13 protein-coding genes are annotated in these 14,864 nt (G+C 68.4%); 3 read left to right on the forward strand and 10 right to left on the reverse strand.

Annotation, left to right across the window (positions count from 1 at the left end; translation table 11 throughout):
• From H0X90_RS35050 to H0X90_RS35065, 4 genes are all read right to left on the reverse strand, one after another.
• The coding region (locus H0X90_RS35050; protein ID WP_196438423.1) for an NAD(P)/FAD-dependent oxidoreductase at window positions 1-242 on the reverse strand (242 nt) is incomplete at its 3' end.
• A gap of 36 nt (window positions 243-278) precedes the next feature.
• Complete coding sequence (locus H0X90_RS35055; RefSeq protein ID WP_077057095.1) at window positions 279-2,069, reverse strand: acyl-CoA dehydrogenase; 1,791 nt, start codon at window positions 2,067-2,069, stop codon at window positions 279-281.
• Window positions 2,070-2,472: 403 nt separating this feature from the next.
• Window positions 2,473-3,633 carry an AraC family transcriptional regulator gene (locus tag H0X90_RS35060; RefSeq protein ID WP_006498528.1) on the reverse strand — a complete coding sequence of 387 codons (1,161 nt, stop codon included), beginning with the start codon at window positions 3,631-3,633 and terminating at the stop codon, window positions 2,473-2,475.
• On the reverse strand, window positions 3,633-5,267 hold the full coding sequence (locus H0X90_RS35065) for an AMP-binding protein (protein WP_102898719.1): 1,635 nt from the start codon (window positions 5,265-5,267) through the stop codon (window positions 3,633-3,635). The genes H0X90_RS35060 and H0X90_RS35065 overlap by 1 nt, the downstream gene beginning before the upstream one ends.
• A 289-nt stretch (window positions 5,268-5,556) precedes the next feature.
• On the opposite strand from H0X90_RS35065, the gene H0X90_RS35070 reads away from it, so the two are divergent.
• Both H0X90_RS35070 and H0X90_RS35075 read left to right on the forward strand, forming a co-directional pair.
• Window positions 5,557-6,348, forward strand: a complete 792-nt coding sequence (locus H0X90_RS35070) for an HAD-IIB family hydrolase (RefSeq protein ID WP_048987808.1) — start codon at window positions 5,557-5,559, stop codon at window positions 6,346-6,348.
• A gap of 118 nt (window positions 6,349-6,466) precedes the next feature.
• The gene (locus tag H0X90_RS35075) at window positions 6,467-7,567 is read left to right on the forward strand and encodes an AraC family transcriptional regulator (RefSeq protein WP_048987806.1); all 1,101 of its coding nucleotides are present in this window, start codon (window positions 6,467-6,469) and stop codon (window positions 7,565-7,567) included.
• Between the two features lie 16 nt (window positions 7,568-7,583).
• Here H0X90_RS35075 and H0X90_RS35080 read toward each other — a convergent pair whose 3' ends face one another.
• From H0X90_RS35080 to H0X90_RS35095, 4 genes are all read right to left on the reverse strand, one after another.
• On the reverse strand, window positions 7,584-9,095 hold the full coding sequence (locus H0X90_RS35080) for a HAMP domain-containing sensor histidine kinase (protein ID WP_048992560.1): 1,512 nt from the start codon (window positions 9,093-9,095) through the stop codon (window positions 7,584-7,586).
• Window positions 9,095-9,814: a response regulator transcription factor gene (locus H0X90_RS35085; RefSeq protein WP_006484292.1), complete on the reverse strand. Its 720-nt coding sequence runs from the start codon at window positions 9,812-9,814 to the stop codon at window positions 9,095-9,097. The genes H0X90_RS35080 and H0X90_RS35085 overlap by 1 nt, the downstream gene beginning before the upstream one ends.
• Window positions 9,815-10,102: 288 nt before the next feature.
• Window positions 10,103-10,753, reverse strand: a complete 651-nt coding sequence (locus H0X90_RS35090) for a hypothetical protein (RefSeq protein ID WP_077190941.1) — start codon at window positions 10,751-10,753, stop codon at window positions 10,103-10,105.
• 286 nt (window positions 10,754-11,039) lie between these two features.
• Window positions 11,040-11,927, reverse strand: coding sequence for a LysR family transcriptional regulator (locus H0X90_RS35095; protein WP_060213430.1), 888 nt, complete (start codon window positions 11,925-11,927; stop codon window positions 11,040-11,042).
• Between the two features lie 113 nt (window positions 11,928-12,040).
• Here H0X90_RS35095 and H0X90_RS35100 point away from each other — a divergent pair, with 113 nt between their 5' ends.
• Entirely contained in the window at window positions 12,041-12,811 is a 771-nt protein-coding gene (locus H0X90_RS35100) for an NAD(P)H-dependent oxidoreductase (protein WP_077190942.1), read from the forward strand.
• Window positions 12,812-13,082: 271 nt separating this feature from the next.
• Here H0X90_RS35100 and H0X90_RS35105 read toward each other — a convergent pair whose 3' ends face one another.
• Both H0X90_RS35105 and H0X90_RS35110 read right to left on the reverse strand, forming a co-directional pair.
• A complete protein-coding gene (locus tag H0X90_RS35105; protein ID WP_077190944.1) occupies window positions 13,083-13,442 on the reverse strand; it encodes an avidin/streptavidin family protein in 360 nt (119 codons plus the stop codon).
• A gap of 628 nt (window positions 13,443-14,070) precedes the next feature.
• Window positions 14,071-14,864: hypothetical protein (locus tag H0X90_RS35110; protein ID WP_230877759.1), on the reverse strand; the 794-nt coding region annotated here is incomplete at its 5' end.

Raw genomic sequence — 14,864 nt, forward strand, 5'->3', positions numbered from 1 at the left:
TTCCAGTCGGGAAACAGCTCGGTGATCGCGCGCGGGTCCATCACCGCGCCCGACAGGATGTGCGCGCCGATCTCGGAACCCTTCTCGAGCACGCACACGCCGATCTCGGCGCCTTTCTCGGCGGCCAGCTGCTTGAGCCGGATCGCCGCCGACAGCCCGGCGGGGCCGCCGCCGACGATCACGACGTCGTATTCCATCGATTCGCGCGGGCCGTATTGCGCGAGCAAGTCCTGTGTGGTCAAAATCCTGTCTCCTGCTGCGTCCCGACCGTCAGTGGGTCAGAACTGGTCTTCCGTCAACGCGAGCACGCTCTCGTTGCCCTTCGCGCCGACGATCGACGCTTCGAGCGCACCCGCCTGTACCAGCACGTGCTCCGCATAGCATTGCGCGATCGCGATCTTCGCGTCGAAGAACGCCGGGTCGCTCGCACGGTTCGCGTGCGCGGCCACCAGCGCGCGCGCCATCTGCCAGCCGCACAGCACCACGCCCGCCAGCTTCAGGTACGGCACGCTGCCCGCGAACACCGCGTTCGGGTCCTGCTTCACGTTCGCGAGCACGTAGTCCACCACCGCCGCCAGCGAGCGCGCACCCTTCTCCAGCTGCGCCTTCATCGACGCGGCCGCCGCACCGTCCAGCTTGCCGAGCGCCGTCACCGTGTCGCCGATTTCCGCGAGCAGCGCCTTCGCCACCGCGCCGCCGTCGCGCAGCGTCTTGCGGCCCACCAGGTCGTTCGCCTGGATCGCCGTCGTCCCTTCGTAGATCGCCAGGATCCGCGCATCGCGGTAGTACTGCGCCGCGCCCGTCTCCTCGATGAAACCCATCCCGCCGTGCACCTGCACGCCCAGGCTCGCGACGTCGTTCACCATCTCCGTGCTCCAGCCCTTCACGACCGGCACCAGATACTCGTAGATTGCCTGATGACGCGCGCGCGTCGCCTCGTCCGAATGGCGGTGGGCAATGTCGCTGTGCGCGGCAGCCACATAGGCCAGCGCCCGCGCGCCTTCGGTCAGCGCACGCATCGTGCCCAGCATCCGGCGCACGTCCGGGTGATGGATGATCGTCACCGACTGCCTGGCCGAGCCGTCCACCGGGCGGCTTTGCACGCGTTCCTTCGCGAATTCGGCCGCCTTCTGGTACGCGCGGTCGGCCACGCCGATCCCCTGCATCCCGACCCCGAAGCGCGCCGCGTTCATCATGATGAACATGTATTCGAGGCCGCGGTTCTCCTCGCCCACCAGATAGCCGATCGCGCCGCCGTGATCGCCATACTGCAGCACCGCCGTCGGGCTCGCCTTGATCCCGAGCTTGTGCTCGATCGACACGCAGTGCACGTCGTTGCGCGCACCGAGCGAGCCGTCGTCGTTGACCATGAACTTCGGCACGATGAACAGCGAGATGCCCTTCACGCCTTCCGGCGCGTTCGGCGTGCGCGCGAGCACCAGGTGGACGATGTTGTCCGCCATGTCGTGCTCGCCCCACGTGATGAAGATCTTGGTGCCGAACACCTTGTAGGTGCCGTCGCCCTGCGGCTCGGCGCGCGAGCGCACCAGCGCGAGGTCGGAGCCCGCCTGCGGCTCGGTCAGGTTCATCGTGCCGGTCCATTCGCCCGAGATCAGCTTCGGCACGTAGCGCTGCTTCTGCTCGTCGGTGCCGGCCGTCAGCAGCGCCTCGATCGCGCCGTCGGTGAGCAGCGGACACAGCGCGAACGACAGGTTCGACGCGTTCAGCATCTCGATGCACGGCGTCGCGATCAGCTTCGGCAGCCCCTGGCCGTCGTACTCGGCCGGATGCTGCAGCCCCTGCCAGCCGCCTTCGACGAACTGGCGGAACGCTGCGCCGAAGCCCGGCGTCGCGGTCACGACACCGTCCTTCCAGCTGCTCGGATTGCGGTCGCCTTCGACGTTCAGCGGCGCCAGTACCTCGCCGCAGAATTTCGCGGACTCGTCGAGCACGGCCTGCGCCGTGTCGTAACCCGCATCCTCGAAGCCCGGCAACTGCGCGACGGCGTCGATGCCCGCGAGTTCCTTCAGCACGAACAGCATGTCCTTGACGGGGGCGTTATAGCTCATGGTCGATGTTCCAATCAGGCGGTGAATAGGGCGCCGGGGGTACGGTACGGCAAAACCGGCCAGAACCGGCGACGTGATGGGCCATCCTAACGCCGGGGTGCCGGATTTTCATTGTCATATCCGGCCCACATGGTGACAAAATCGGCCACGTCGCGCACCAGCGGCGCCCCCCGCATGCGGCGGAGAAGCCCGTCTGGCGGGCATCAGCGCCCGATTTGTCCGCATCGGAAATCGCGATGAAGCGCGCCAAAAAAGCGATCAAGCGCGCGCCCGCCTGCCCGGCTCGAGCAGCAAAGGGGCGCCGGTTATGGGATGTCCGCTGAAAAAACGGCCATGAAAACCGCAAGGGAGCCACTTATGGGATTCGATCCGGAAAGCTGCGACTTACCGCCCCGCGCCCGCGTCACGCCCGCCGCCGATACGTCCCCGGCGTACTCCCGGTCCAGTGCCGGAACGCGCGATGAAACGCGCTCGGATCGTCGAAGCCGATATCGGCGCCGATCGCCGCGATCGTGTCGGGCGTATCGGTCAGCCGCTGGATCGCGATATCGCGCCGCAGCTCGTCCTTCAGCACCTGGAACGTCGTCCCTTCCGCCGCCAGGTGACGGCTCAGCGTCCGCACCGAACAATGCAGATGCTCGGCCGCCTGGTCGATCACGGGCAGATCCGGCAGCGCCGCCGACAGGTATTGCCGCACGCGATGGCACACGAGCTGTTCGCTGAACGATTCGAAGATCCAGTCGCCGGGCGCGCGCGCGAGGAACTTGCGCAGGTTGCGCTTGCTCTGCCGGATCGGCGCGTCGAGGTAGTCGGCGCTGAAGCGCATCAGCGTGCGCTCGCAGTCGAACTGCACGGCGCCGGTGAAGAAGTACAGGTGATCGACCGCATGGCGCGGCCGCGGGCACGCGAACTCGATCTGCAGCAGCGGAATCTTCTGCCCGATCAGCCACGAGCACACGCCGTGCACGAGCTTGAGCATCAGCTCCTGGCCGAGCGCGCCGATCGGCCCGATGGCGTCGTTCGGACGCAGCAGCACCTGCGCGACGAGATCGTCGCGCTTCGATTCGACGAAGAAGTCGTCGAGCAGGATATGGAAAAATTGGCCGAAACGGTGCAGCGCCGTTTCGAGATTGCGCGCGTCGAGCAGGCTCAGGCACAGGTACTTCAGCGTGCCGCCGCGCAACGGGCGCGAGAAGATGCCGGGCATCTCGTCGTCGAGGTCGATCGCGAGCGTGCGGTACAGCGTCGAGAACTGCTCCTCCGTCACGCGCGCGTGCGGCTCGCCGAGCAGCTCGATCGGAATGCCGGCGCCGCGCAGGTAGCGCTCGACCACGTCGCGCTGCACGCCCGCGCTCGCGAGAAAGCCGTTGACGAGCGAGATCGGCACCGTCGCGCTCGGCGACGGCAGCGCACGCCCGGGCCGGGCGGAAAGTGAATCTGAGCCGGTCATCGCGTCCCCGTCGATCGAACCGACCGCATTGTACTTGAGCGGCCCGCGCGCCCCCTTCGGCGTGGCCGGCGCACCGGGCCGCGCCGCCGCGGCCGCGCGGCGCGTCGTGCCCATCAGTCGGTGCGGCTGAGTTCCCGGCGCAGGATCTTGCCGACCGTCGACTTCGGCAGCCGCTCGACGAAACGGACGAGCTTCGGCACCTTGTACGCGGCCAGGCTCGCGCGGCAATGCGCGACGAGTTGCGCCTCCGTCACGTCGGCGTCCGCCGCGAGCACCACGAACAGCTTGACGGCCTCGCCCGTGCGCGGATCCGGCACGCCGATGCACGCGCATTCGGCGACGCCCGGCAGCGCGGTCGCGACCGCTTCCACCTCGTTCGGGTACACGTTGAAACCGGACACGATGATCATGTCCTTCTTGCGGTCGACGATCCGCAGGAAGCCGGCCGCGTCGAACACGCCGACGTCGCCGGTACGGAAATAGCCGTCCGCGGTGAACGCGGCCGCGTTCGCGTCCGGCTTCTGCCAGTAGCCGCTCATCACCTGCGGCCCCTTCACGCAGATCTCGCCCGCCTCGCCGATCGCCACCTCGCGATCCTGGTCGTCGAGCAGCTTCACGTCGGTCGACGGCAGCGGCAGGCCCGTGGTGCCCGTGAACCGGTCGATCGACTGCGGGTTGAACGACACGACCGGCGACGTTTCCGACAGCCCGTAGCCTTCGCGAATGAAATTGCCCGTCACCGCCTTCCAGCGCGACGAGATCACGTCGATCACCGCCGCCCCGCCGCCGGCCGACAGCTTCAGCCGCGACCAGTCGACCTCCTTCAGGCGCGGATGGCCGGCGAGCCCCGCGTACAGCGTGTTCACACCGACGAACACCGTCGGCCGCGCGGCCTTCAGCACGTCGATGAACCCGTCCATGTCGCGCGGGTTCGCGACGAGCCAGTTCTGCGCGCCGATCGCGAAGTAGGACAGGAAGTTCACCGTCAGCGCGAAGATGTGATACAGCGGGATCGCCGTGACGACGACCTCCTCGCCCGGCCGGCGCGCATCCGGCACGATCGCCGCGAACTGCGCGATGTTCGCGACGAGGTTGCGATGCGACAGCGCCGCGCCCTTCGACAGGCCGGTCGTGCCGCCCGTGTATTGCAGCAGCAACAGGTCCGCGCCGCTCAGCGCCACCGGCTCGCATGCGAGCGATTCGCCGGCGGCGATCGCCTGCGCGAGCGCGGTCGAACCGGGCGGCAGCGCGTCGCAGGTGCCGCCCGGCGCATCGACGACGCCGAGATCCTCGCGCCCCACGCTCAGCACGGTGCGCACGCGCGTGCCGCCGACCACGTCCGCGAACGTGCCCATCGACCCGCCGCAGACGATCGCCACCTCGACTCCCGCGTCGTTGAGCTGATGCTCGAGCTCGCGCGCGGTGTAGTGCGGATTCACGTTGACCTGGATCGCGCCGATCCTCACGACGGCGACGAACACGACCGGGAACGCGAGCACGTTGGGCAGCATCACCGCCACGCGATCGCCCTTGCGCACGCCGACGACCTGCTGCAGATACGCGGCCAGCGCGGTCGACAGGCGCTCGACGTCGGCATAGGTGAGCGTGCGGCCGAACGCATGGAACGCCGGACGGTCGGCGAAGCGGCGCATCGCGTCGTCCAGCAGCGCGCTGACGGAAGGATGGCGATCGGCGTCGATCTCGGCGGGGATCGAGCCATACGACCCGGTCCAGTGTCTCTTCGTCATGTCTCACTCCTCTTTGGACGGCACGCCAGCATGCGTACCGTTCGCACGGGGCCTGCACGCCGGAGGGACGCGGGCCGCCGCCTGACCGGCGACTATCGCCCGCGCGACGCGCTTTGCAAATGATCCGGGCGGCCGAAAACATGATCGAAACGGACATGCGTGCTCGCTCCCTGTCCAGGCAACTCGTCCGCGCGCATATTCCCCGGCGCGAATTGCAAAGCAGCAAGCGGCATGGCGCGGCGTGTCGCCGTTCTTCATAATCGACGACCGTCCCTCATCCGCCGAGACCATGCAGCCGCTCGCCCTGGCCCCCGCCGACACCTTCTCGTCCGTTCGCTTCCTGCTGACCGACATGGACGAGACCCTCACGCATCGCGGCCGCCTCGCCGGGCAGACCTATGCGGCGCTCGAGCGGCTGCAAGCGCGCGGCATCCGCGTGATCCCGGTCACCGCCGCGCCGGCCGGCTGGTGTGACCAGATGGCGCGGATGTGGCCGGTCGACGGCGTGATCGCGGAGAACGGCGGACTCTTCATCCGGCGCAGCCCGGACGGGCACGGCGCCGAACGCCGCTATTGGCATGCGGACGATGCGCTCGACGGCGCACGCGACGCGCTCCGGCGCATCGCGCAGCATGTCGCGACGGCCGTCCCGCCCGCCCGCCGCGCGGACGACCAGGACTTCCGGCTGACGTCGCTCGCGTACGCACGCACCGGCGGCGACCAGGACGACCGGATACTCGACGCGCTGATCGAGGCCGGTGCCGACGCAACCATCAACAATCTGTGGGTGATCGGCTGGGTCGGCGGGTACGACAAGCTGTCGATGTCGCTGCGCGTGCTGGCGGATACGTTCGGCGTCGATGCCGGCGCCGCGCCCGGGTGCGTCGCCTATTCGGGCGATTCCACGAACGACGCGCCGATGTTCGGCTATTTCACGCATACGGCCGGCATGAGCACCGTTATCGAGTATCTGCCGCAGTTGTCCGCGCTGCCGCGATGGATCACGCAAGGCCCGGGCGGCCTCGGCTTCGTCGAGTTCGTCGACGCGATCCTGCGCGCGCAGCCCGGCGATCGGGGCTGACTACCCGCGCGGCGGGGTGGCGCCGGCGTATATCAGGGTGAACCCGGTGGCGGATGGGATCGTTCCCGCGCAGAATTGCGTGCCGTCAACGATATCGATTCGGACGCAGGATCCCGTCATGCTGCGCAGTGCGCTCTTGAAACCGACCGACGCCCGTCCCGCCCGGCTGCCGGACGCCGCTTCCGCGCACGCGTTGCGCGAGCAGCGCTTCACGCCGGCCAAGCTGGCCGTGCTGGTCGACGTGGCCGCGCAAGCCGGCCTCGATCCGGCCGCCGTGCTCGCCGGCACCGGCCTCGCGCCGGCCGACGTCGCGGACCCGTTCACGCTCACGTCGCCGCTGCAGTTCCTGACGGCCGCGCGCAACGCGGTCGCCCGCTACGACGGCCCCGACCTCGGCGTGCGCGTCGGCCGCCGGCTGCGCGCGTCGAGCTACGGGATGTACGGCTACGCGATGCTGTGCTCGGAATCGCTCGCGCACGCGTTCGATTCCGCCGTCAAATATCACCGGCTCGCGAACGGCATGCTGCCGATCCGCTGGGTCGAACAAGGCGATACCGCGTCGTGGCTGTTTCCGGACCGCCACGAAGTCGCGCTGCCCGATCTCGACGAGCCGCTGTACCGTTTCCTGATCGACATGCAGTTCGCGCTGCACGTGACGATCATCAAGGACGTGATGGGCGGATGGTGCGTGCCGGCGCGCGCGCAGTTCGCGCAGCCGCAGCCGCCGCACTGTGCGCTGCTGGCCGACGCGCTCGAATGCCCGATCGCGTTCGACCAGCCGCACCACGTGCTCAGCTATCCGGCGGCCTGGCTCACGCGCGCGCCGCAGCTCGCGAATCCGATCACCGCTGCGCAGGTGTCGTCGCACTGCGCGAGCCTGCTCGACGAAATGCGCAGCCAGGCCGGCGTCACGCGGCGCGTATACCAGGAACTCACGCGCACGCCCGGGCAGTTTCCGGACATCGACGCGATCGCCGAGATCCTGTGCATGACCTCGCGCACGCTGCGCCGCAAGCTCGAAGCCGAAGGCACGTCGTACAGCGAACTGCTGACGAGCGTGCGCAAGGCGCTCGCGATCGACTACCTCAGCACGACCACGCTCAGCACCGAGGACATCGCGCTGACGCTCGGCTTCAGCGACGCGGTGGGATTTCGCCACGCGTTCAAGCGCTGGACCGGCACGACGCCGAGCGACGTGCGACGCAAGCGCGGCGGCTGACGCCGCCGATCGAAGCTCAGCGTGCGTCGCCCGCCGCCGACGACGCGACCGCCAGCGCGAACTCGAACACCGCGCCGCGCCCGGCCCGGTCGACGAGCCGGATGTCGCTGCCGTTGAGCGCCAGCATCCGGTGCACGATCAACAGGCCGAGCCCGCCGCTCGTCGCGGTGCCGCCGCTCATCGGCCGCTGCGGCCGCTGGAACAGCCCTTCGCGCCGCGCCGCCGGAATCCCTGCCCCGGTATCCGACACGGTCACGACCACGCGGTCGCCGTGCGGCGCCAGCGCGATCTCGACCTCGCCGTGCGCGGGCGTGTGCCGCAGCGCGTTGTCGAGCAGGTTGGTCAGCACGCGCTCGATCATCCCGAGATCGGCCGACACGACCGGCACGCGCGGCGGAATCCGCGCATGCAGCGCGACGCCGCGCGATTGCGCGCTCAGCTCGAACTTCTGGAATACGTCCTGCACGAGATCGACCAGCGAGAACGGCTCGCGCTCGGCCTGCACGCCGCCCGATTCGAGCCGTGCGAGCTCGAACAGCGCCTGCGCGAGCCGCCCGACCTTCGCGCTCTGCGCGAGCGCGATCGACAGGTAGCGCCGCCGTTCGGGCTCGGCCAGCGTGTCGGCCTTCAGCGACAGCGTCTCCAGATAGCCGTGCAGTGACGTGAGCGGCGTGCGCAGGTCGTGCGAGATGTTCGTGATCAGTTCGCGCCGCTGCTGGTCCTGGCGCGTCAATGCGCGCCACTGGTCGCCGATCCGGTCGGCCATCTGCGCGAACGCGGATTCGAGCACCGCGATGTCGTCGCCACGACGGCCCGGCGGCAAACGCAGCACCGGCGGCTGCACATCAGCCGCGCCCGGCGCGCCGGGCGCACCGTTCGCGTCGAAGTCGCGCATCGCGGCCGTCAGCCGGCGCAGCGGGCGCGTGATGAAGCTGAATGCGGTAAGGCCCGCGAGCAGACCGAGCAGCGCGACGATCGCCATCGACCACAGCGTCGTGCGCAGCACGTTGCCGGCGTCGACGCGCGCGGCGAGCCGGTCGTGCGCCTCGCCGAGCAGCACCACGTAGATGTAGCCCGACGGCGGCTGCCCTGGCCGCTGCAGCGGCGCGGCGCTGAACACCTTGCGCGCGTCCGGGCTGCGCGGATCGTCGCCGAGGATCGGCAGCGGCTGGCCCGCGATGAAGCGCTGCACCGGCGCGAGATCGACACGGTCGCGCTTCACGTGGCCGGGCGGCGCATCGTCGCCCTTGATGCGCCCCGCGTTGTCGAGCAGGTACACCTCGACGCTCGGGTTCACGCCCATCAACTGGCCGAACAACGTGCGCACGGCGTCGGGGCGCAATCCGTTCGCGTCCATCAACGGCGCGCTGCCGGCGATGTTGGTGGCCAGGTCGCGCGACAGCGCCTGCACGACTTCCTTCTCGCGCATGTCGTTCGCGCGGATCTGCAGCCATGCCGACGCACCCGAGCACGCGAGCAGCAGGATCGAGAACACGAGCGACAGCCGCCGGGTGAGCGTGAGCTTCATCATGCATCCCGCTGACCCGGCGCGGCGAGCTTGTAGCCGCGCCCCCACACGGTGAGGATTCGCACGGGCTCGGCCGGATCGGCCTCGATCTTCGCGCGCAGCCGGTTGATGTGGGTGTTGACCGTATGTTCGTAGCCTTCGTGCTGATAGCCCCACACCGCATTGAGCAGGTCCATCCGCGAGAACACCTTGCCCGGATGCCGCGCGAAGAAATACAGCAGGTCGAATTCGCGCGGCGTGAGGTCGATGCGTGCGCCGTCGACGCTCGCTTCGCGCGCGATCGGGTCGATCGCCAGCCCGGCGACGTCGAGCGTGCCCGCGTCGAGCCGCGAATCGCGCGCGAGCGCATCGACGCGCCGCAGCAGCGCCTTCACGCGCGCGACGAGTTCGAGCACCGAGAACGGCTTCGCGAGGTAGTCGTCGGCGCCGAGTTCGAGGCCGAGGATCCGGTGCACCTCGCTCGATCGCGCGCTCGTGATGATGATCGGCGTGTAGCGCGTCATCGCGCGCGCCCGCCGGCAGATTTCGAGGCCGTCGACGCCCGGCAGCATCAGGTCGAGGATCAGCGCGTCCCAGCCGCCCTGTTCGAGCAGGCGCAGCCCTTCGGCGCCGTCCGCGCTGTGCACGACTTCGTAGCGCTCGTCGCGCAGGTGCAGGCTCAGCACGTCGGCGATGTCGGCGTCGTCCTCGACGATCAGGATACGTTTCGGTTGGTCCATGGCGGTGGGCGGCGGCACGTCGGAGCGGGGCTCGGTCACGGTTGTCGGGCGGCGATCGGAGCCGGCGCGAAGCACGGCGGAAGGCCGCACTGCCGTCATTGTGCAAAATTTTGCGGCGGCAAGGGATCACATTTCGTTTATGTTTGCGCCGCGCGTGCGCCGTCAGCCCACGCCGTCAAGGGCGGGCGCGGCAATCTGGCCCCTGAAACGCGATGTCGGACACGCCGGGTGGCACGCTCGATCGACAGCGCAAGGTTCGCAAGCCGACGGATCGGCGTCGCCCGTCCCTCAACCTCTCGATTGCCGCGGCACGATCCGGGCATGGGCCGCCCGCGACGCGCCTCTGCGTTCCGCGTCGCGCATGAGCTTCGTGAGTTCGCGCAATCGCTCGGCAGAAATTTCGTCGCGTTCCAACCCTTCGCGGCCGTCCACCCCGGCGCGACTCCCGAACGTCGAGCGACGCGGTCCGGTCGACGCAATGTCGGACGCCATCCCACCCACGATCGACTTCACATTCGATGTCGAAGGAGAAGCGTTGTCGATGCCGTCCGTTTGCATCCGTGCGATCCACTCGATCGTCATCGCATCGTCTTCGCTCACGCCTTCCATGCGAAAAATGCCGGGCGCACTTGGCGAGCGATCGGCTCGGCGCAGCACCGTACGCAGGAATCCCTTCGCGAATCCTATGCGGCTGAATTGCCAGTCGGCATCATGCTCGACAAGGTCATCGTTGACGGTCTGCTGCATCGAGATGTGGTCGGTGTATCCCGCATAGCCTGTCGGCTCGCCGGGAAAGTACTGAAAATCCAGCGATGGCGATGCGTCCGGCCGCGGTACGCGTGGTGCCGCCTGCTTTTGCCTGCTGTTGTTCACTGCCGCCACGAACGCCAGCAGACCGGCGCACGCGCCGACCAGGATGGCAAGGACCGTCTGCTTCATCGTTCGTCGGACGCGCTAGCGGCAGGTGTCGTTGCCGGGCGTTTCCGGGGCCGCGATCAGGCGCGGGTCCAGTTCGGTCAAACCGTCTTCGAGTCATGTCCGTGCCCGCCGTCGAAGGACGCTGCCAACGTCAGCGGTCGGCGCGACACAGGCGCTGCCGTCGCCGAAGGTGCATGCGTGCGTCGATGCGAGGAGCGCGAGGCCCGGGGAAATGCGGCCGGCCGCACCGCCAAGGACGACGCGGCCGTAACGCTTGGCAGGCCGAAGCATCCGGCCCGCGGGGCCGTCAGCGATGCGCGTCACCTGCGAGCCGCGCGTGCAAGGCCTCGATCGACGTTGCGACGAACGACGAGAACGCGCGAATCCGCGCGGTGTCGCGCAGGTCCGGATGAGTCAGCAGCCACAGGTCGGTCGCCAGTTCGTCGATCCGGCCGCCCAGCCGCACCAGATCGCGCTCGTCGTCGGCCAGGTAGCACGGCAACACGGCTGCACCGATGCCGGCGCGTGCCGCGGCGAACAGGCCGAGCAGCGTATCCACCCGATACCCGCAACGCGCATCGGCGCCGTGGGCATGCATCCATCGCTCGAGCGGCCGGTAACCCATCCGCCGGTCCGGCCCGACCCACGCGAGATCGTCGGCGCGCTCGCGCCACCCGGGTGCCGCATAGACGGCCTGTGCGATCGTACCGACCCGGCGGCCGATCAGCACCTCAGGCGGCGACGACGACGGGCGGATCGCGACATCGGCCTCGCGCTTCGACAGGTCAAAGACCGCGTTCGACACGGACACTTCCAGCGTGATCTCCGGGCAGGCATGCCGGAACGCGGCGAACACCGGCGACAGCAAGCCCGACAGTAGCGTATCGGTCGTCGTCACGCGCACGGTGCCCGATGGCCGCACGTCGCGACCGGCCACGCGCCGCTCGACGCCATGCACCTCGTCCTGGATCCGTTCGGCGGCAGCGGCGGCGTCCTCGCCGGCCGGCGTCGGCGCATAACCGGCGCGGGTGCGCTCGAACAACTTGACGCCCAGTTCGGCCTCGATTGCCGCGAGGCGGCGAAACACCGTCGCGTGGCTGATGCCGAGCCGCCGCGCCGCGCCCGCGAGCGAACCGGCCTGCGCCACCGCCAGCACGAGCCGCAGATCGTCCCATGACAGCCGCTGTTCATTCATGCAAACCTCGTTTGCGAAACTGGCCAATTCCCGTTCATTTTCGCAACGCGTACCGTATCAGGCAAATCCCGGCGCAAGCCGCCTTCACCGGCACACCATGAGGAACGCCGCCCATGCACACGCTGATCGTTCATTGCCATCCCGAACCCCGCTCGTTCAACGCCGCGCTACGCGACACCGCCGCGCGGACGATGCGCGCGCTCGGCCATGACGTCGAGGTGTCGGATCTCTACGCGGACGGGTTCGATCCGGTCGAGGCGCCGCGCCACTACCCGTGTCGCGCGAACGCCGACGTGTTCTCGGCGCTGGTCGAACAGCGCCACGCGAGCACGCATGCCACGCTGCCCGCCGACGTGCGCCGGGAGATCGCCCGGCTCGAGCAGGCCGACCTCGTGGTGTTCCAGTTTCCGGTCTGGTGGCATGCGGCGCCCGCGATGCTGAAGGGCTGGTTCGATCGCGTGTTCGTGAACGGCGGCCTGTACACGGGCAGCCGCCGCTACGATCGCGGCCACTTCCACGGCCGACGGGCGATCTGTTCGGTCACGACCGGTGCGCCGGCCGCGACGTTCGGCCCAGGCGGGCGCAGCGGCGACATCGGCCTGCTGCTGTGGCCGATTCATTACTCGCTGCATTACATGGGATACGACGTGCTGTCGCCGGTGCTCGCGCATGGCGTGCAGGACGCGCACGGCGGTTACGCGTATCAGGACGATGCGGCGCTGGCGGGCGAACTGGCCGCGCATCGCGACACGCTCGCGCGCCGGCTCGCGAACTGGCAGACGGACCGGCCGCTGCGATTTCCGGGTTGGGATGACTGGGACGAGCACGGGACGCTCAAACCGGGAATCGTCGGGTACGACCGGTACGTGCGCGGGTGTGCGTGAGCCCCTTCACGGGAAATTCCGTGATGCTGCGTCGAATTGACTTGCGCCCGGACAGGAGGAAAGGCTGCGGGTAAGGCTGGCCCGACCTGTTCGACGCGCAGCGCGTTCGGGGCGGCACGGCAGCTCGCCGATGCGCGAGACCGCCCAGGCGCGGCGGGACCGGTGACGACGTTCGGCACGAACCTGCATGCCGCCCGCCTGGCCACGCCGTTCAGGTCAGCAACGGGCATCGCACCTTGCAATCGCTCCGGACCACGAGTTCGCAGATACGTTACCCCGCGACTCTCTCGAACGTATCCGCATTGGTCTGGACGGCATGTGCCCATCCAGACTCCGATGATCGTGAGCCTGGCCGAGGCGCCTGGCTGGTAACGACATGCCATACCGTCTGCAGCGTGCCGTCACGCAGCATGCCCGTGAAAGAACAGATCACGGTAACCCGGTCATTCGATATGCCGAAAGCGAAGTTGATGCAATCGCCGAACCAGACGCCCGAGACAGGCAGATCGTGACCGAAGAAGGCGCTGTCCTGCAACGCGGTGCTGAATACGCCACGAATGGCGCCCTCCTTGTCGTCGGTGATGGAAAGTGTGGAGCCGTATTGATTACGCCACGTACCGATCCAGTTCATAACGCACCTCCGGAGCACGCGATCACGCGCCAATGGGCCGAGCGTTCCAGGCGCCGGCGCCTTCTCGCGGCAATCGGGCTCGCAAAGCCGGCGCCGCGCATGGGCGAGCACCGTCGTGACAGGAAATCCTGGCGCGAATCCAGCAATAGTGATGTATCACCAGCGCCCACGGCGCCGGCATGACGATCAAAAAGTATAGACGCTCGTCGGATGATATGAGGCGGTGCATGTGGCGATCCGGCCAGTGCGGACGCTTGTGTTCCCCCACTTTGTTGACCACACGATGCCGTCCGGCACGAAGGCTCGCCTGCGTCGACATGAGCCGATCAAGGGGCCCGCACGTTTTCCCATTGCTGCTGCGGTCGCCACGACGGCGTCGGGAAGATGTCGAGCAACTTTCTCGCCTGAACCGCTTGGGGTTTCTGGATGAAATTCGCGCGGCTCGCTCTGTCAACGCCCCGTCGTTGCAACGGTTATCTCGACGGCGGACAACAGAGCGCGCCGTCACGTTCCTGCCAGTCGGAAAGTCGGGCCGGCGCCCGCGTGACGACGTGACCTGCTGCATGCCGCCACGCAGCATCGTCAACCACGGGCGCGCGACCAATCCCCGCGCGCCGCCCATGCATGCTCAGTATGACTTGCCGCCCACCGTCGCCGATTCCAGTTCGCGCGTGATGATCTGCGTGCCGCCCACATCGGCGACCGACTTGACCATGCCGACACCCGGCGCGAGCCAGTCGTCCGCGATCGTCTTGCTGGTCAAGGCCGGGTTGGTGAAGGTCTCCGTCGTGTGATAGTGGCATGCGTTCGCGAAGACCTTGCCGTTCCGGAGGCTGACCGTTTCGCGCGCGACGTAGGTCCGCTGGATCGAGACGGACGTTTGCGCGCCGCCGGACGGAAAGACGGGCGTATCGACATAATTCACCGTCTCGCTTCCCGTGAGCCCGATCGTCTCGACATAGGGCGGCGAGTTCACATCGCGCAACGCGAGCGTGCTGCCGCTGTAGACCTCGCCGCCGTAGTTCGTGCGCACGCCGTTGCCGACGAGGTAGTAGTGATTGGTCTGAATCGGCGAGCCGGTCGTGGTTTCGGCCTGCTGCGTGAGCGCCACGCCCTCGAACGTCGCCGGCGCGAAGGTCCGCGTGTACACGCCATTGTCGACCGCCGGGCTCTGCGCCGTCGCTTGCGTGTACATGTGCAGTTGCACGGTATCGCCTTGCTGGTAGACCGGATCGCACTCGACGTTCGAGGCGGTCGGCGAACCCGAATTGCCATCGGATGTGCCCGTCGTTGGCGTGCCGCCCGTCCCGCCGCTGCCGCCGTTGTTGGTCGTGCCCGATCCGCCGGACGCCGCGGGCGAGGAATTGTCGTCGCCACCGCCGCAAGCGGTCAGCGCCAGGCAGGTCAATGCAATCAGTGCAA

It is taken from the genome of Burkholderia sp. 9775_39 (assembly GCF_015712225.1).
GTDB classification, from domain to species: Bacteria; Pseudomonadota; Gammaproteobacteria; order Burkholderiales; family Burkholderiaceae; genus Burkholderia; species Burkholderia cenocepacia.